Origin of the sequence: Methanosarcina barkeri MS (genome assembly GCF_000970025.1) — an archaeon.
Classification (GTDB): Archaea; Halobacteriota; Methanosarcinia; order Methanosarcinales; family Methanosarcinaceae; genus Methanosarcina; species Methanosarcina barkeri.
Genome location: NZ_CP009528.1, coordinates 3,012,834 through 3,030,629 on the forward strand (window position 1 = coordinate 3,012,834; position 17,796 = coordinate 3,030,629).

Genomic DNA, 17,796 nt, shown 5'->3' on the forward strand with positions numbered 1-17,796 from the left:
TACTGATTTTTGTCATGGAATAATATATCTGTCTTTCCGCAGGTGCGGCAAGAAGATGTACTATGAACTGCATCATATGCTACCTTTTCCATTTGAGGTAATCCTAACGTGACATGCAGAAATTGTAGCGTTTGTGTGAAGCTCACACGACAATATCGAGAGCTCAAGGAACCTGACTTTGATAATTGGTTAGGATAAGAATACTATGAAGAACGTAAAGTGAACCATCGTAAGAATCGTGAATTCAAATAAGCGAAAATGGTCCAAAGTGAAATTTGCTGTGTAAACCAGCCCTTCAGGATCAACAGGGTTCAATTCTTCTTTAAAATCGTCACCAAGATGATGATGTTCTGTATCGAGAACTATTTCGGCCGCCAAAACGTTTGAAACGGAAGTAACTGAAAAAACAATTACTAATAACATGAGAATGAATGAATTCGTTATCGCAGACACATATACCCAACCCACATAAGAAGATTTGAATCACATTCAAATCAGCGCCTGTTGACTATGAGGGCTGAAATCACTAACTCTGACAAAACAAACATTACCCCGAGTCCCGGAATACTAACTGACGACTGTAAATCTTCTGCATCTTCTTCAGTTTCGTTAATATCTTCGGTTTCGTTAGCATTTTCAGTTCTTACTGGTTCTTCATTCTTTTCGATGTCTTCTGCTAGCTTCGGTAAGAGTTCCTCATCTACAGGAAATTCTGCATAGCTAAATATGACAGGCACATCGGCAACTCCAATCTCTTTTCCTGCCTGGTCAAATATATTGTAAATATCACCAAGAGTTGAATTGTTAACTTCCGAGCCTTCCAGAATTCCTACTCTTATACGGTTATCAATGCTCCAGCCATAGCTTATAACCGGCCCCTGCGGATAATTATAAGGTTCCATGGAATCTCTCACAAGGTCGCAGATTTTATTGAGCTGATCTAACCATTCTCGTCTCTGGTCTTCAATATAGAATTCGCGTTCTTTTCCATAAGTGGCAATTAACGTATTTTTCTTTTGAGACTCAATGCTTTTAAGTCCAATTTTTGCAAATACCCTAACAGTCTCATCCTTATCATTCAGGGCATCTGTAAGCGGTCCAACTGCACGCTTGTCTCCAATTCTGCCGAGAGCTTCAGCTGCACGCACCCGAACTCTGGAGTCTTCATCGTTAAGAGCCTGGATCAAAGGCTCTACAGCAGGTTCGCCCATCAGGCCAAGATTATAACCCAGATCTGCATCAAGTTCGGGGTCTTCTTTCAAGGCCTGAATCATAGGCTGAATTGCTCTTTCATCTTTTATTCCAGCAAGAACTGCAATAACTTTCATCTGTAGAAACACATCTTCATTTTATTCCTGCAAGATCTTAATTAGTGGCTCTATAGCAGGTTTTCCGATTTCAACAAGAGCATTGGTTGCAGCACTTTCAACTTCCCACTCTTCATCCGTCAACAATTTGACGAGCGGATCTATAGCTCTTTCATCTTTGATCTTACCAAGATTAATAGCCGCGTTTTCACGAATTTCCGGGTCTTTGGAATCCAGTGTCTGTATTAAAGGTCCTACTGCGGGCTCTCCGGCTGCGACCGGAACTTTTACGGAGTCAGCTTTGACATCTACATCCTGTGCGTTGAAATTCTCAATTAAGGCCTCAATATCCTGCTCATCTGAAGCAGCACTGGCTACATTAACAACAGAAAATATAGATAACTGGAGAATAACCAATGCAAAAAATATAAGATGAATATTTAACTTTTCAATCCCCATTTGACCACTTGATCCATCTTCATCTTAGAGCTACCTGGTTATGATATTCATAGCAAGTAATTAGTACTCAACAATACATGCAATAGTAATAACCACGAGTATCTTTGATATATTTGTGATATAGTCAATGAAGTATAGGGAAAATCTTTAAGAATTAGCTTTAAGTGACCTTTTAGTCTTTAAACATATAAATTTTTCTTATTTTTTTGAAAAATTTATTTTGTTTAATGATGAAGACAAAGGAAATAGAAATGTAATTCAGCCGGGGAAATCTGCGTGTAACTTGAATCTATCCAAATAAACTATTATGGGATTGTTTGACTGACCTTTTAAAGCAAGGATGGCCTCTGTTCAGCAAGCTTTTCGTAAAGGTTCGGGATGAATAATGAGTTTTCAGTGAAAATAGTGAGTATTCCCATGAGTAGAATTTAGAAGATGGTACTTTTCAATATGTATTGGAGATTTCAATTAATATGGTTAATGATCCTGTAGATTAATACTGATTTTGATTACTGATTTTGATTACTGATTTTGAATACTGATTTTGAATACTGATTTTGAATACTGATTTTGAATACTGATTTTGAATACTGATTTTGAATACTGATTTTGAATACTGATTTTGAATACTGATTTTGATTACTGATTTTTGATGCTCCAGAAAATTTGATTATAAACTATTGGTTGATGTTATTCCCAAACATCTCTTAATGATGCATCATGTATTTTTGCAATTCAGTGAAGTTATAATAGCCATATATTGAAGCACAAAATGTAAACACTTCTAGCACCGGAAATTGATCGAGCCTATCCCAAAAGCCATTTCGTTCTTAATCATCAAGAATTTTCAGGACTGTTTTCATGATCAGAAACTTGATTGATTGTTCGGAATACAGGATTCAGAGAAGCAATTTTGAGTTTTGGGATCAGCTCATCATGAAAATATCAACCATATAATTATGGACGAACACTGAATTGAGTATAAATATTTAGTTTGCTCTTGAATCCTACTTTCCCTCGATACCTGAGTCCAAATTATTAATCAGTAAAATTATAATATTGTCAATATGGAACCTGAAATTTGTTATATAGAAAAGAATATTATAATACAGTACATATGCCAAAAACCTTAAATAGTTACCCATGCCAAGGCTAGTTGAAAGTTTTTCAACTCCTTTTTAATATATACAACTTTAAATAGTATGAGTACATTATTAATTGTTAGAGATGAATAACCTTCTAATTATATACCTATACAGGTTTAATTAATCAACCTGTAAAGTCCTTTCCATCAATCTCATAAAACGGGGCTCTTGTAGCCAGTTATAAACATCTGGCATTTGCTTTTAATGACCGGTTGTTAGACTTAAAACAGAAATAATCCGCTACATAGCGTAAAAACGTTTTTTATTGTATTTAGAATTTCAAAACGAAATAGGTTACCTTATAAATATATCGACAGTGTATATATTTAGAGATTGTCGTCAGTTTTAAAAGATAATTATAAAAGCCTTCCTTGAAGGTATAAACATAATTATTTTAATATTATTTAACTGACAACATTATCCATAAAATTAGAAGAAAGAAGGGGTTATCATGAAAGACTACGAAGTTAAAGTGCTGGACGAAAACGACCACATTTTTATTGAAACGTTAAGAAACCTTGGGATGTCCAGAAATGTCGCTACAACTATGGCATATCTTATGAATGTTGACGAGGCTTCATCCCGTGAAATAGAAATCAGTACCGGATTAAGACAACCAGAAGTAAGTCTTGCAATGAGACTGATGCGCAACCAGTCGTGGGTTAGCGTTCGTTCGGAAAAGAAACCCGGTAAAGGGCGCCCAATAAAGATCTATGCTCTTGCTGCTCCAGTTGACGAGATCATCAGTTATTACGAAGACAAAATTTACAAAGAATCTCAGGCAACCATCTCAGCAATTAAGAAGCTGAAGGTTATGAGTAAAAAGGTGCCTCTTACTCCCTCAAAGTAAAGCCTTCAAAACGAATTTGCTCCATAATGGCTGACAATTCTTATCTGGAATTCAACCATTATGGAAACAAAAATCTTAATTATTCGAATCATTTTTCATTCCTGTTCTCTACTTTTCTGGATCAACAGTTGCGCCGGTTGATCACGCCTATCACGTTGTTGCGGAGTTTTCAGTCAATTATTTTTTGAAATGGCTTGCTGGCAAACAGTTTTTAAAATGACTTGTGCCGCATGATCCAAGGGCAATTTGAGTAAATTAGCTTTCCTGAGAGCGTTGAAAATATAATCTCTCTAACCTTTCTCCAAAGACCACTACGCTTGAGCGAACGAAGTGAGCGAGAAGGGACTCGGGTGACAGAAATAGGTAATAAAAACGTCATACAGGGACTTCAAAAAAGGTGGAAAAAAGAATTGTAATAAAGGAGAGGTTCTGCCTTTTGCTGGCAGGTCAGCCCCCTGTGACAACTCTGAGGATTGTAAGTCTATCGGAACTGACTATTCCATCAAGAGGAACAGCATTCCCTCCATTTAATACAAGTACTGTTTCCTGATTTATATCCAAAGTATTAAGCAGTTCTTCGTAGGTAGCGCTCTCAGCTACTTCTACGGTCTGCTCAGAAATATCTCCAGCCTGGATTGTTATGTGTACTTTTCTACTCACTCTATTGCTCCACCGCCGCTTACCTGAATTTCGCCTACGACTTCCTTAATTAACTTCTGCTCCAGTTCATATTCTTTTCTGACGCCTTTCCTTTCCGCATTTCTCTTCTGGAACTTTCCTGGCATTTTAGATCTCCTCACGATTTTTCAGGTTTGCAACATAGTTGGTATAGATCTCTTCAAGCAGACTTGTTCTCTTGTCTTCTCGAGATGTATATCCAATAATTATAATCAATTTATGTTTTAATTAATGTTTTGGTTGACAATAATTGGTTAACATATTAGATTTTCAAACCTTATAGACACCACAAACTCGGAATATAAACATTGACAATAGGTTAACATTGGAGCTGATGTCATTCAAAAGTTTGACAAAAAAGATTTGAAGCTGGATCTATGAGATAAGAATAGGAGGTATTTATTCAAAGATTAAAGTTTTATTGAAGAGTTGGACAATACAATAAATGTTTCAAACTCAAGACAAAAAGTATTAATATTTGGTCGGTCCGAGAAAGATTTCCAGTAGAATAAAGAAAAAAACAGGTAAAGAAAAAAACAGGTAAAGGAAAGAGATAGATGGAATAAGAGATAGATGGAATAAATAGGTAAAGAAAAGAAGGAAAAACAGACTTTATTCTTGAACTTAATCTTATTCGAAAATGACTCAAAAATTGGAAGAACTAATTATACACCAGCCGGGATTCGGACCCGGGTTCGAGCGTTGGCAACGCCCGGTGATAACCGCTACACTACTGATGTCCGATGATGGTGCCCAGACCCGGATTCGAACCGGGGACAACTGCCTCTTCAGGGCAGCGCTCTCCCACTGAGCTACCTGGGCATGAAAGTTAATTTAAGGCATACTTAGAGTAAGTGATAGCCTGATTTTCGTTTTATTTTTCAATTTCCAGAAAAATCTCCAGAAATTTTTTTAGTGGGCCCGCTGAGATTCGAACTCAGGACCTCCGCCATGTCAAGGCGACGTCATAACCGTCTAGACCACGAGCCCATGTTGTTTGTGATTTTTGCATCGAAAAATACTTATCCGACGCACTATATTAAAAAAGTTATACACCAGCCGGGATTCGGACCCGGGTTCGAGCGTTGGCAACGCCCGGTGATGACCGCTACACTACTGATGTCCGATGATGGTGCCCAGACCCGGATTCGAACCGGGGACAACTGCCTCTTCAGGGCAGCGCTCTCCCACTGAGCTACCTGGGCATGAAAGTTAATTTAAGGCATACTTAGAGTAAGTGATAGCCTGATTTTCGTTTTATTTTTCAATTTCCAGAAAAATCTCCAGAAATTTTTTTAGTGGGCCCGCTGAGATTCGAACTCAGGACCTCCGCCATGTCAAGGCGACGTCATGACCGTCTAGACCACGAGCCCAGTAGTTTGTTGCTTCTGTTTTTCGCACAAAAGTGCAACTCCATAGTGCGCATCATCATTTATATAAGTTTTGGGTGGTATGGACCTTTTCTAACCAAATCAACCTTCAAAAATGTGAAATTTTTGTACAGTTTGCATCGGATATTCTCTTTTGGGCTCTAATGATAAATCTTTTTAGAGATTGGGGTTTCCAATCAGCATTGAAAAATTCCTTATATATAACTTTTCAAATTCAATTACCTGATTTGTTTTTTGTAGGATATAGTTCTTTAGTAAATCAATTCAATAATACCATATATTAATCGAAAGCATAAAACCTGTTAAAGGAAAATAAAAGGTAGCTCAAAGTAAAAACAGCTCAACAAGCAAAAAGAGGCCCAATATGAAAGGTAGCACAAGAAGCTCAATGCAAAAGGCAATACAATGCAAAACATGAAAAGAGCAACAAAACTCTTTTCAGATTTCGAGGAGAAACCTGAATGAGTTCCAGCGAAGACAAGCGACTAAATAGTGGGAGCTTGAAAAGTAAAAGACCAGAATGCGAGAAGTCTTACACTGTTAAGTCATACACTTTTAAGTCTTACACTGTTATTAGTATCCCAATGGGACACTCAAACTCTTATCTAATAGTTTCAGCTGGTATGGAGATTCTTGTGGATGCAGGATTTCCGGGCAAAATCAAAAACATTCAAATTGCTCTCGAACAAAACAACCTTGTTTTTCAGAATATAGTTATGATCATTCTCACCCACACTCATTATGATCATACAGGCTGCCTTGCCGAAATAAAAAAACGAAGCGGGGCAAAAGTTCTGGTTCATGCATCAGAAGAAAGATGCCTGGAAAAGGGTATAACGCCCTTTCCGAGAGGTACCATGTGGTCCTCAAAAATGATATCGGAAATTGGGAACTCCTTGATGGTCTCTAAATCAAAATATCAGCCTGTCAATCCTGATATAGTGATAGGGAACGAATATGACCTTGGAAAATATATCCCTGGTGCAAAAGTCATTTCCACACCTGGCCATACCGTAGGTTCGATAAGCCTTGTGATTGGAAATGAAGCTGCATTCGTAGGAGATACACTTTTCAATGTTATGCCCTGGAGTATCTTTCCACCTTTTGCAGATGACATCCACGAACTTCTAGAAAGCTGGCAGACATTGATTGCTGCAAACTGCAGGACATATTTTCCAGGTCACGGCAGACCCGTATCTCTCCAGAAACTAAAAATTTCATACGAAAAAAAGACAAAAAGAAGTAAAGAAGACCTTTGAGTCTATTCCATTCTCTAAAACGGCCAATTTCAAGCTTATTATTTCCTCCAGAGTAACTGACTCTCAGGCAATCCTTACTCCTAAAATAGGATGAACTCAATATCCCGGTTGAAGGAAACATGAACGGAGAATTAGATAACACAGAGACGTCCCGGACAATCCCGGAAATCCAGGATAAAATTGATGCCGGAGATGCAATCGTTCTTACGGCTGCGGAAATTAGTGAGAAAATTCGGGTAGGGGAGGATATAAAGCTCGAAGACGTGGATGTTGTAACAACTGCAACACGTGGCATTATGAGTGGAACCTATGCCGTACTTTCGTTCAAAGTATCAGAGCCCGACTCGTTTGTTAAGGCGTCTGAAGTCCTGCTGAACGGCGTGCCGGCAGTTGTTGGTCCCTGCCCTAATGAAAGGCTTGGAATTTTGGACCTGATCGTACTCGGAACCGCTCACAGTAAGTTTGATCCTAATTATGGAGGCGGACACCTTTTCAGGGAGATGGTAGAAGGAAAAAACATTAAAGTTGATGTGACTACCAGTGAAGGAAACCATTTCTCGGTAGAAACGCGGCTATCTGAGATCACCTATGCGAAACTCAATGCAACAAGACATGCCTTTAAGAATTATCGAGCGTTTGTAAATCCCGGAAAAGAGTCTATCAAAACCATCTTTCATGCCCTGCCATTTGAAGGTGAGTTTAAGGAAATGACTTTTTGCGGTTGCGGTGAGTTAAACCCAATTGAAAACGACCCCAAGCTTGAAACTATAGGAATCGGGACAAGGGTACTTCTCAACGGAGCAGACGGATTTGTTACGGGCGCTGGCACTCGAAGCGCTCCGGATAATCCTAACCTTACTGGTTTTGCGGATATGCATGAGATGACCCCTGAGTACATGGGAGGGTTTATAACATCTGCCGGTCCTGAAATTATCAATACATGGGCTGTTCCTATCCCGATTCTTCACGAAGGAATACTGGAAAATATCCTGAAGCTGGATAAGGAAATCCCACTCAAGCTGGTAGACCTGGCAGGGCGAATTCCTCTCTGTGAGATCACCTATGGGGATGTATGGGATAATGTGGACCTGAATATTAAGTACGATCCAGAAAAATGCCTTAATTGTAAGGATTGCCTTGTAATCGAAGCCTGTCCCATGGGTGCGGTAAGCCGGAGAGAAAACGGAGCTGTACACAATCCGAAATTTTGCTTTAACTGCGGACTCTGTATCTCAAGGTGCAGAGGAGAAGCATTCAGTGCAAACCTGGGTTCCGTCAGGTGTTCAACCGGAGGCTGCCTTAGAGATATTAAGGTAACACTGCGTCAGTCCGATCGTGCAAGGGCAATTATAGCTGCCGAAGAACTCAAAGAAAAAATTCTCACAGGAAGATTCAGGCTTAATGAGCCTGTAGAAAAAATAAGCTGGAGAGAGTAAGACAACGTTCTTCTCTCCTTTAATGCTCTGTAACCTGTGATTTTTACTTTTAAAGATAAAACTTCTAATTTTTACCTTTTGAGACTTAACCTCTAATTATTATTTTTTGAGACCTATTTTCCTGATTTCAGAACCTCTTTGCTTTAAACCTCTTCAGGGCTCAAGATTTTAAAGCCTCTTCAAAACGCTTTGTAACTTTTTCAGACTTCAAGATTTTAAAGCCTCTTTAAAGCGTTTTGTAATCTCTTCAGGGCTCAGAGGGATATTGGGTGCTTTTGTATTTCCAGGCTTCAGGATTACATGGATAAAGGAAAGTTCCTGCATGGCCCGAAACTTCCTGAAAGTTTCTATTAACCCCTCTGGACTGTTTACCTTAGCCGTATTCCGAATTCCGCAAGCAGTTGCAAAAATTTCCAGGTCAATATAGCGGAGAGCACAGGTTTCCTGCGAGCCTGTGGAGCCGTAGGCACCATTGTCAAGGCAGATAACTATAAGATTCTTCGGGGCTTCTCTGGCAATTTCGAGCAGAGCATTGGGATTCATAAGCAGGCTACCGTCCCCGTCAAAGGTTACAACCGTTTTTTCGGTTCTAAGAGCAAGGCCAAGCCCTATCGACGAGACGAGCCCCATTGAACCAAACATATAAAAGTTGAGTTCTCTGTCCATGCCAGCATAAAGTTCCTTGCAGGGAACTCCCAGATTTGTTACCGTAATTTCGTCATCGAGTTGAGAAGCAATTGCGCAAATCGCATCGTTCCTGAGCATTAATGGCCTGAGGGTTTCCCTTGTAAGATTAAAACTACATGTTCTTTCCATAAGCTCTGGTTTTTCGGGCAGTCCAGCCGCTTCCCAGGCACAACAATCCGAACTTTCCCAAACTTTCGGAGAGATCAGGGCTATATGCGGCCTGAGGTTCTCAAAAGCGTCTATTATCACGGTTTCGAGGAGAGGGAGCTTTTCGGCTTCGTCAATTATTGTATATTCCAACCCTGCTCCTTCAAGGATTGCCGGGAGATGGGTGCCAAGCGGAACCTGGGCTTCGATGCCTTCAGCGTAAACCCCGCGCCAGCTTGCCAGAACAGGTAAGGGAATCCTGCAGATTACGTTCAGGGATTCCAGGGCATTAATCATATTTCCAAGCCCTGTGCTCTGGATAAGCATCATGGGCTTCCCCCCTGCAAGATAAAACCCGGCACAGATGCCCACACCATTTTCTTCTCTCGTTAGCTTGATTTCAGGAAAATTCTCAGAAACCAGGGGAAGCAGATTTTTGATCCTGTCGCAGGGCAGAGTTGCGGCAAGGTCAATACCTGCCTTTTTCATTATTGCTATGACTTCTTCTTCCGGACTTGCCATGCACATACCTCTTCAGCTTCATTTTTTCTTTAAATGTATTTATTTGGAATTACTCCAGACTCAGATCTTCAGCTCGTTTAGATATTTAGCTCGTTTAGATATTTAACTCGTTTAGATATTTAGCTCGTCTAAGGAAATATCAGGATTTTTGGCAGTAGCTACCGGCTCGATCTGATAAAGTGTGTAGTCCTCTTTCAGGCGTTTATATCCTCCACCTGCAAGGTTCAGAAGAATAGTTTCGTCCTTACCTACATTTCCTTCTTCCACAGCTTTTAGTAGAGAGGCTGTTGCAACTGCTGATGGAGGCAGAATGTCGATTCCTTCGAGGGATTCGAAAAGAGCCTTAGCTTCAAGGGCTTCTTCTCTGGTAATTGCGTACATTATTCCGTCAGTATCGGTAAGTGCATCGTATAACCCGCCCATAACCCCATATGGAGGAGTCCGGTTGGTAAGCACGGTCGCATAGGTTTCTTCTACCTGTTTCTTTGCATCCTTCATGTCAAGTTCTGGAATGATCTCTCTTCTCTTTTCCTTCCAGGCGTTGTACATGGGAACAAAAGGAAGGTTCTGGGTAAGCTGAAGTTTCGGGAGTTTTTGCCCGAACCGCCCGTCGGCTCTGAGACGCATGGCAGCTTCCCATACTGAAATTCCTCCGGTACCACTTCCTACTGCCTGGAAATAGTGATCAGGCATTTTTCCTATAGTTAATGCTGCATCCAGCATCACAGTGCCCATTCCATCTCTTCTGGCGATATTTCTTGCTCCGCCTTCGGATACCATACTAGGCAGCTTTGCAATCCTGCCTGCGAGATTGATAGCGTCAGTGTAATCGTTTCCTGGACTCATACTAATGAGATGGACAGATTCTGTGGGCTCCTCAGGCAGCCATAGCTTCGAAGCTCCGGATTCCGGTACAACTATGTAGACATCAGTTCCTGTCAAAGCCGATACGTGCGCAAAGGCCCGGCCAGTATTTCCCGCAGAGGCAAGGACTACGGCTTTTCCTCCGGTCTCTTTCAGGAGTTGCATGGTCGGGTGGGCTTCAAGTTCTTTGAAACTACAGGTTTTAATGAAAGCCCCTCTTTCAGGCCAGTACCCGCTGAACCCTATATAAAGGTTCGAAAGCCCGAGTTCTCTGGCAAAAGCTTCACTTTTGTAAGTTATGGGCCCCGCATCCGTAGTAAGTTCTTCCTGGACCGGGAGCCAGGAATGAAATCTTCCGAGACCTGGCTGGTTTCTTAACACCAGTTTTTTTTCGAAGTATTCTGCCCGTAAAAAGGCATTATCATTCTCACAGGTGAGTCTGTATTCCTGGCCGTACTCTCTTCCGCACTTAAGACATTTCAGTTTGAATTTTCCCATCGCTATCACAGAAAATTGGGCTTTTAATTAAATATGTATTCCTAAAACGTGGATAAGATTATCTTTTTGTGTTATATTTTTGAGTTAGTTATCTTATTGGGACATTTATTTTCATTTTCAAGAATCGAATCATCTTATTTTGTTTATAGATTAAATAAACTGAATAATGCAGTTAGAGGAGAAAAGATAGGAAAATTGGAAATGAATGATGAAGAACTGAGATGGAAAAAACTGAGATGAAAAAAACTGAGATGGAAAAAACTGAGATGAAAAAAACTGAGATGAAAAAAACTGAGATGAAATGAAGTGAAACTGAAATGAAGTGAAACTGAAATAAAGTGAAACTGAAATGAAAAGGTAAGAAAACTAAAAAGAAACACATTTCCCGCGCTTGAACACAGATGTAGAATTTATCTGTTGAATTGTCCAAAATTATCCATTAAAAATAGTGAAATAGAAAAAAGAGTAACGGATAAGACAGAATGAAGAAAATGAGACGACTGAAAGATAGGTAAGTAGAAGAAATAGAAAAAACGGAATAAAGGTATGAGTAGTTTCTATCATATACTTAATAATAATAATAAACGACCGGTGGAGTGACTTTTACATTTTCATAACTCCTTGTCTTGCCTTTAGGGGGATAAACAAAGGTGACAACGTCAGACTGCACCCCTAATTCATATGGATCACACAGGTAGTTTCCGGCCTCTTCTCTAGAAATGTTTAGTACCTGGAGCGAGGCACTTGATATTCCTATCGTTTGAATCTTTACTCCCTTAAATTCGGAGAAAATTTCCTTTATCTTGGGCTCCAAGTTTTTGCTGCCAAAAAGTGATATATATGCCTGAGCAAAGGGATTGAGATGGTAGTCTATGTAAATGGTCGCATTAGTCTTCTCAAACTGAATCACCATATTGTCAACGTGAATGTATTTCCCTTCTTTGAATTGATCTGCACCGGTTCCAGGAACGAATCTGGCAGCCAGTAGAATAGATGAGATTAGAAGGGCAACTACAATTATCGGTTTTGTTTTCATGGTTCTTACTCAGTAATAATCCTCTTTTCTAATATTTCTTTCCTGCAAATATTTTTTCGGTCAGGCCAGTCGCCCTTCAAAACTGAAACCTTGCCATTTTTATTGCAATTTAGTAGATGTTTAGACACCTTGCAACACCATTAAATATCGCAACACTAAAGGTATCCCACCTTTTAGATTATCTAAAAAAGAATAAAGAGGCCATAAAATGAGTAAAGATATTCATTTCATCTGCCCCAAATGCGGAAATACCACCTACGAAACCGGCGAGATCCGCACCACAGGCGGCTTTCTCAGCAAAATCTTCGATGTCCAGAACAAGAGATTCACCCATGTCACCTGCAAGCGCTGCAAATACACTGAATTCTACCAGACCAACAGCAGCATGTTGGGAGACATTTTCGATTTGTTCACTTCGTAATTAGCCAATAAAGGATTTTTTGGTGGAAATTACTTTTTCCCCCTCCTTTCGTTTTTTTGATTGCTTGTTATCCGGGACTGGACAGTAGCGTCTTTAAGGGAGCTTGTCACGCTCGACGAAGGAGAGCGGTCTTTTTGTAAATTAAGTCCAAACAAAAGAATCAGTGAAAGTGCAATAAACGGAAAAAGTTGGAATTATTCTCGCGAAACCTGCACGCTATTAGTTCTGAGATTGATTTTTATTATTAGGGATAACAAGAAAAAAGCATTTTCCTTTTAATTCTTCAATTTTACGTTCATCAAGCTTCTGAATATGTTTGTTTGTTAAAGGAGAGAATTGTTTTATTAGGGAAGTTTCAATATCATCTGTTTTTTTCTTAATACTTCCCCTTTCTCTTATAAGCATGCATTTCAATTCATTATGATCATTACAGGAATTTATTCTGTTAATCAGTTCCACAAATTCCCTGCCTTTTTCTTTTAATTTATCGAGAATTTCAGCTTCTTCAAAAATGTGGATGAGCTTTAAGGTTATTGGCTCCTGACCTGTCTGAGTATCCCTTGATGTATTAAAATCCGTATTCATTGACATTATATAGACAAATTGTTCCATTACGCCGTCAACTGGCTCTATGACGGTTTCATTCTCCCCAAGTTTTGAATATGAGTGCTTGTCAAGTGTTAAAGCAACTCCTGTAGACCCTCCATATATTGTTTTTTATCATTTCCCCAGGTATAGATTCCATTTACCATAATGTGTGCCCGGTTTCCAGCACAAAGCTGGATATTAAGTTCACTGTTTGCTTTTCTATAAAATATCTTTGGAGATGGATTTGTCTGAGGCACAAGGATTACGTCGCAGGCACGTATCAAACGCTTTCTCAACTCATCATTCACATACTCATAACAGATCATAATCCCTATTCGAAGGTCTTCTCTAAGTTTGAGAATGTGGTTCACTTCACCTGCTTCCATACCTTCCTCAAAACCGCATCCTCTTTCATCCCTTGCTGCCAGCGCTTTTTCATTGTGAACGATTTTAGAATCAGGAATCACAATAGGAGAGATATTTTTCCGTAAATCTTCGTCTCCAAACTCGCGGGTGAACAGTTTTCCGTACTTCATAAGGTTCTTTTCCTGAACATAATAGCTGCCTGCAACAACAATAATTCCATTTTCATCGGTGTACTGCTGTATTTCTTCAAGATATTCAAAAGGTATGGAAAACTCAGGGAATACCACAATATCGGCTTTTTCCTTCACAGCTTCAAGAATTGCCATTACTTTCCTGTAATAAGTCTCATCAGCCGTAAGTTTTACAATGGAATCTTCTCCATAAGCATGATATTTCAATTGCACAGCCGCAATCCGTAAATTAGAGCCTTCAAAAGAGTTGTTGCAGCAGTCATGCTGTAATATCCGAATTTTCTTATTTCCGGGTATATTTTCAAAATAGTCAATTGACCTTATGACTGGTTTTTTCTGCCCTCTTACACTGAAAGTAATTTCGTCTTTTCCTTCCGGGAAATACTTTTTCTCAAGATAATCGATTTCAAGAATATTGTTTTCTCTTTCTTCGGAGGTAAGGAATTTGTTAAAAAGAGTTCTGCTCCCTGCTTTAATTGTTAACTTACCTTTTACTTTTTCAGGGTCATCAAAGATAATTTTAAGTTTCCAGTTTTCGTAGATCAGCTTGATAGGATTGAAAGGCTCTTCAAAATAGTCTTTTGTTCTCCTGTGAATATACTCGAAAAGGCTTTCAAGGGGCCTGTATTCAATTGAATTAATTTTTTCCAGAAAATCAAAAAGAAGTTTATCCCTGGTTTTACAATCTTTTTCTTCAAAAATCTGTGGGAGGTCCTTAAATGAAGCGCAGATACTTGGATTAACATCATCAGACAGAGTTATGATAACCTCCTCTACAACCTTCTTTAATCTTGGCACATCAACTTTTCAGATTTTTCAATTTCCGTCAGGACTTCAAACAGCGCAGTATAGACGCAATAGCAAACGTTTGCTTTTTCATAAGTTTCAGTTGCTTTTTTAAACTGTTCTATTGCCTGATTGAGCAGCTCCAGATCAGGCTGCTTTGAAGAAAGTGCTTCGTTTACAAGTTTTCTCCAGAAAGGTAATATGAGGTAGAATCACAGAGTTTTGAAATAGCCTCGTCTTTTTCAACAGATTTTAACTCTTCTACTGCTTTTATAGCTTTTTCATATTCACCTGCACGTTTTCCTGTATTGGACTCAGCTCTAATGTTCTTGAGCAGAAAGTCAATATATGCACTCAGCCCTGCCCCAGTAACCAGTTCTCTTTCGTGCTTTAGCTCATATTTAATAAAAAAATCCTGATATTTTTTGCACAGCTCGACTGCTTCTTTCAGGCATCTCATCTGATTATATTGATTGCCTTTTTTTGCCTGTTCTGTATTTAACTCAATAAGCTTCATTATCGAATGGGATTTTCTACCTATCGTCATGTATTGCAAAGGTTCGGTGTAGATTTCGAGTGCGTTTTCATACCTTTGTTTAGCCTCTTCAATACGCCCCATATTAGAAAGTAAGGCACCTAAATTGTTCAGTGTTGTTCCTACGTAAGATTGATAAGATACGTTATCGGGGTCGGTTCCGAGGAGGATTTGCCTAATTTCGAGTGCCTTTTCGTACCTTTGTTTAGCCTCTTCAATACGCCCCATATCAGTAATGCCTGCATTAGATGTCCTTTTAAAGTCTGAACATAAAGAAAAATATCAATTTCTTTCGCCTGGCCTGCGGCTTCTTCGGCTTTTTCAAGTGCTTTTAAAGCTTCCTTGTTCTGACCTTTTTGCATTAGCTCTAAAGCTTCATTATAGGAACTTATTGCTGAATCTCTCAAACTCTCCAACATAATAAAAAAATAAGTTAAGGATGGCTTAAACATTGTGTTTTTTTTCTCGATGGAGTTACAGCAAAAAGCGTGAGAATAAAGATTATTTGCTTTTCTTTCTTTGCATACTTGGAAAAGCCGCGCCATGGGCGCGTGGACAAATTCGACCTCAGGCGGCTGACTACAGCTGCTATGGATTAGATTTTAAACCGCTTGATTTCTTCCCACTTGAAATGGAGTTATTTTATTTTTGCACTCAGGGTCTTTTTATTCAGGTATTAGGAATCTCATTTTAACCCACATTTTTAATAATTTGATAGTTATTGACTTCTAAAGAGGGTATTTGGGAAAAGGTAAATAATGTGAATAGAGAAATGAAATAAGAATAAGATTGAGATTCGGGGGAAGGGTAGAATCGAGATTCCTGAGTTTAGAAAAAAAGAAAAGATATACCTACTGCTTGTGAGCATCTTTCTCGCAGCTATCCTCTGTTATACCTTCTATATCGGACAGCTTCTCTGGGGCATAGTTATTGATGTTCTCATTCTGAGGCTTTATTTCCTCATGAAAAGGGAAAAGAGTTACTTCAGGGAGTGTTCCCTGGATGAAAAAGAAGCAGGAACTCCGCTAGATCCCCAAATAAAAAAGAGATTTCGGCTTGCAAACATTCTTATTACTCTCTTCGTGCTTGGACTGATTATTTACTCGTACTTTACTTATCAGTTTCTCTCAGGGATCGTTGCAGGCCTGCTGATTTTGCTTTATATACACATGCTGCTGTTTTCGAAGGAGAAACTGTAAAAAGTAAAGTGTTTGGACTGTTGTGAGCTTTAAGAGATTACAGGCTCTATGACGCTGCCCTCTAGGATTCAACTCTCTATGCTACTGCCGGCGAATTTGAGATAAAAACCTTAAAGCTTTTCCGGATTTTCCGAATTATCCGGATTCAGGTTTTCCGTATTCTCCAGTTTTTCCAGTTTTTCCTGTTCCGGTTTTTCTGGGTTCTCCAAGGTTTCCTGTTCTTCCAGCTTTCCCAGAGTTTCTGACTTTTCCTGCTCTTCCAGAGTTTCCAGTTTTTCAAGCCTTTCCCGGGTCAAAGCGATAGCTTCTTGAATATTCCTATCTTCTGGCTGCTGAGCGAGAATATTTTCCTGCATGGCGAGGGCTTTTTCAAGGCTTTGTTTTGCCGTATCAGATTTTTCAGGGCCCTGCTGGATAAGGCAGTTTCCAAGCTGGCTGAGCGCAACCGCGAGTTCGGCCTGATAGCCCGGGTTGTCGGGCTTTTCTTCAAGCAGCTTTCCATAAAGCTCAATCACCTGACTGAGAATTTCGCCTGCTTCCTCAAAAGAACCCATGTCCGTAAGGAGAGCTGCATAATTGTTCAGGTTCTCACCGGCAGCAGATCTAAAGACTACGTTTTCAGGTTCTTTCGCCAGAAGATTTATATAGATCTCTCGGGCCCGAGTGTAATATTCGACAGCTTGCGGCTTTTCACCTTTACTTTTTAGCAGGTTCCCGGTATTGCTCAGGGTTGTGCCCATATAGTGCTGGTAGTCGTGATTTTCAGGATTAACTTTAAGAAGTTCTGAACCTGCATCAATCGCCTTTTCGTAGGTCTCGAGAGCTTCATCATATTTTGCCTCAGTATAATAGATGCCCCCGCGCATAAACAGAATATAATATACTGCGTCAGTTGCTTTCGCTTTTCTTGCAGAATCTTCGGCTTTGCTTAAGGTTTCAAGAGCTTTATCCAGCTTGCCTTTTTTTATCTGGGTTACTGCACTGTGAATTTGCTTCAGAAGGAGAAGATTTCTGACCTTGCCTCTGGACATAAGAGAAAAATACCTCTTGTTTTTTAAATAACTGTTGATATCGGGTTATGGACAGCTGGCAGGATGTGGCTTAAAGTTAGATCTTAATTACTTCTCAGTGATCTGAACTGGTATAAACTGATCTGAATTAGCTCCTAAGTAACTCTGGTCTAAATTAGCGAATAATGCTCAATGTATATATAGGGGAGATAGCATAAAAGAGTTGAAATTATCTAAATGATTTGAAAATTAACTTTCTATTATATATTAGAGTCAAATATACAAATTTAAATGGTATAACAACAAAAAGTTTCTAGATTATATATAACAAAATGTTTCTATAAATGATATATACACTGGCAGGTTAATTATATATACAGCAAGTTAATATAATTAGCAGAAATATGGGTGGGGTCACAGT

The 17,796-nt window shown here is 39.4% G+C and carries 16 protein-coding genes and 6 tRNA genes; 5 read left to right on the forward strand and 17 right to left on the reverse strand.

Going from position 1 to position 17,796, the window contains the following annotated elements; genetic code table 11:
- Positions 1-494: 494 nt before the first annotated feature.
- Positions 495-1,328 carry a HEAT repeat domain-containing protein gene (locus tag MSBRM_RS12075; RefSeq protein WP_230629065.1) on the reverse strand — a complete coding sequence of 278 codons (834 nt, stop codon included), beginning with the start codon at positions 1,326-1,328 and terminating at the stop codon, positions 495-497.
- 21 nt (positions 1,329-1,349) lie between these two features.
- The gene (locus tag MSBRM_RS21435; protein ID WP_230629064.1) at positions 1,350-1,766 is read right to left on the reverse strand and encodes a HEAT repeat domain-containing protein; all 417 of its coding nucleotides are present in this window, start codon (positions 1,764-1,766) and stop codon (positions 1,350-1,352) included.
- A gap of 1,596 nt (positions 1,767-3,362) precedes the next feature.
- Between MSBRM_RS21435 and MSBRM_RS12080 the strand changes: the two genes are divergently transcribed.
- On the forward strand, positions 3,363-3,761 hold the full coding sequence (locus MSBRM_RS12080) for a hypothetical protein (RefSeq protein WP_011308457.1): 399 nt from the start codon (positions 3,363-3,365) through the stop codon (positions 3,759-3,761).
- Positions 3,762-4,208: 447 nt separating this feature from the next.
- Here MSBRM_RS12080 and MSBRM_RS12085 read toward each other — a convergent pair whose 3' ends face one another.
- The 8 genes from MSBRM_RS12085 to MSBRM_RS12115 all read right to left on the reverse strand — a co-directional run bounded on the left by MSBRM_RS12085 (position 4,209) and on the right by MSBRM_RS12115 (position 5,812).
- Complete coding sequence (locus MSBRM_RS12085) at positions 4,209-4,421, reverse strand: MoaD/ThiS family protein (protein ID WP_048116442.1); 213 nt, start codon at positions 4,419-4,421, stop codon at positions 4,209-4,211.
- Entirely contained in the window at positions 4,418-4,546 is a 129-nt protein-coding gene (locus MSBRM_RS21790; protein WP_255361955.1) for a hypothetical protein, read from the reverse strand. The genes MSBRM_RS12085 and MSBRM_RS21790 overlap by 4 nt, the downstream gene beginning before the upstream one ends.
- Before the next feature lie 561 nt (positions 4,547-5,107).
- Positions 5,108-5,179 (reverse strand) — tRNA-Gly (locus MSBRM_RS12090).
- 7 nt (positions 5,180-5,186) lie between these two features.
- Positions 5,187-5,261, reverse strand: a tRNA-Phe gene (locus MSBRM_RS12095).
- Between the two features lie 94 nt (positions 5,262-5,355).
- Positions 5,356-5,429, reverse strand: a tRNA-Val gene (locus MSBRM_RS12100).
- 61 nt (positions 5,430-5,490) lie between these two features.
- Positions 5,491-5,562: transfer RNA gene (locus MSBRM_RS12105), tRNA-Gly, on the reverse strand.
- A gap of 7 nt (positions 5,563-5,569) precedes the next feature.
- A tRNA-Phe gene (locus MSBRM_RS12110) sits at positions 5,570-5,644 on the reverse strand.
- Positions 5,645-5,738: 94 nt separating this feature from the next.
- Positions 5,739-5,812 (reverse strand) — tRNA-Val (locus tag MSBRM_RS12115).
- 479 nt (positions 5,813-6,291) lie between these two features.
- Here MSBRM_RS12115 and MSBRM_RS12120 point away from each other — a divergent pair.
- Entirely contained in the window at positions 6,292-7,089 is a 798-nt protein-coding gene (locus MSBRM_RS12120; protein WP_080941424.1) for an MBL fold metallo-hydrolase, read from the forward strand.
- 119 nt (positions 7,090-7,208) lie between these two features.
- On the forward strand, positions 7,209-8,525 hold the full coding sequence (locus MSBRM_RS12125; RefSeq protein ID WP_048116440.1) for a methanogenesis marker 16 metalloprotein: 1,317 nt from the start codon (positions 7,209-7,211) through the stop codon (positions 8,523-8,525).
- 207 nt (positions 8,526-8,732) lie between these two features.
- On the opposite strand, the gene comE is transcribed toward MSBRM_RS12125, so the two are convergent.
- From comE to MSBRM_RS12140, 3 genes are all read right to left on the reverse strand, one after another.
- A complete protein-coding gene (comE, locus tag MSBRM_RS12130) occupies positions 8,733-9,881 on the reverse strand; it encodes a sulfopyruvate decarboxylase subunit beta (RefSeq protein ID WP_141706485.1) in 1,149 nt (382 codons plus the stop codon).
- Between the two features lie 111 nt (positions 9,882-9,992).
- The gene (locus MSBRM_RS12135; RefSeq protein ID WP_048122656.1) at positions 9,993-11,243 is read right to left on the reverse strand and encodes a cysteate synthase; all 1,251 of its coding nucleotides are present in this window, start codon (positions 11,241-11,243) and stop codon (positions 9,993-9,995) included.
- Positions 11,244-11,811: 568 nt separating this feature from the next.
- A complete protein-coding gene (locus MSBRM_RS12140) occupies positions 11,812-12,279 on the reverse strand; it encodes a hypothetical protein (RefSeq protein WP_048116436.1) in 468 nt (155 codons plus the stop codon).
- A gap of 208 nt (positions 12,280-12,487) precedes the next feature.
- On the opposite strand from MSBRM_RS12140, the gene MSBRM_RS19630 reads away from it, so the two are divergent.
- The gene (locus MSBRM_RS19630; protein WP_080941422.1) at positions 12,488-12,700 is read left to right on the forward strand and encodes a zinc ribbon domain-containing protein; all 213 of its coding nucleotides are present in this window, start codon (positions 12,488-12,490) and stop codon (positions 12,698-12,700) included.
- Positions 12,701-12,919: 219 nt separating this feature from the next.
- Here the strand turns inward: MSBRM_RS19630 and MSBRM_RS12145 are convergent, their stop codons facing one another.
- From MSBRM_RS12145 to MSBRM_RS12155, 3 genes are all read right to left on the reverse strand, one after another.
- On the reverse strand, positions 12,920-13,312 hold the full coding sequence (locus tag MSBRM_RS12145; RefSeq protein ID WP_141706486.1) for a hypothetical protein: 393 nt from the start codon (positions 13,310-13,312) through the stop codon (positions 12,920-12,922).
- A gap of 68 nt (positions 13,313-13,380) precedes the next feature.
- Positions 13,381-14,643, reverse strand: a complete 1,263-nt coding sequence (locus MSBRM_RS12150; protein ID WP_048116433.1) for a nitrilase-related carbon-nitrogen hydrolase — start codon at positions 14,641-14,643, stop codon at positions 13,381-13,383.
- A 163-nt stretch (positions 14,644-14,806) separates the two neighbouring features.
- Positions 14,807-15,394: a tetratricopeptide repeat protein gene (locus MSBRM_RS12155; protein ID WP_080941421.1), complete on the reverse strand. Its 588-nt coding sequence runs from the start codon at positions 15,392-15,394 to the stop codon at positions 14,807-14,809.
- Between the two features lie 632 nt (positions 15,395-16,026).
- On the opposite strand from MSBRM_RS12155, the gene MSBRM_RS12165 reads away from it, so the two are divergent.
- Positions 16,027-16,365 carry a hypothetical protein gene (locus tag MSBRM_RS12165; RefSeq protein ID WP_052712880.1) on the forward strand — a complete coding sequence of 113 codons (339 nt, stop codon included), beginning with the start codon at positions 16,027-16,029 and terminating at the stop codon, positions 16,363-16,365.
- Positions 16,366-16,475: 110 nt separating this feature from the next.
- Here MSBRM_RS12165 and MSBRM_RS12170 read toward each other — a convergent pair whose 3' ends face one another.
- On the reverse strand, positions 16,476-17,396 hold the full coding sequence (locus tag MSBRM_RS12170) for a tetratricopeptide repeat protein (protein ID WP_230629062.1): 921 nt from the start codon (positions 17,394-17,396) through the stop codon (positions 16,476-16,478).
- Between the last annotated feature and the right edge of the window lie 400 nt (positions 17,397-17,796).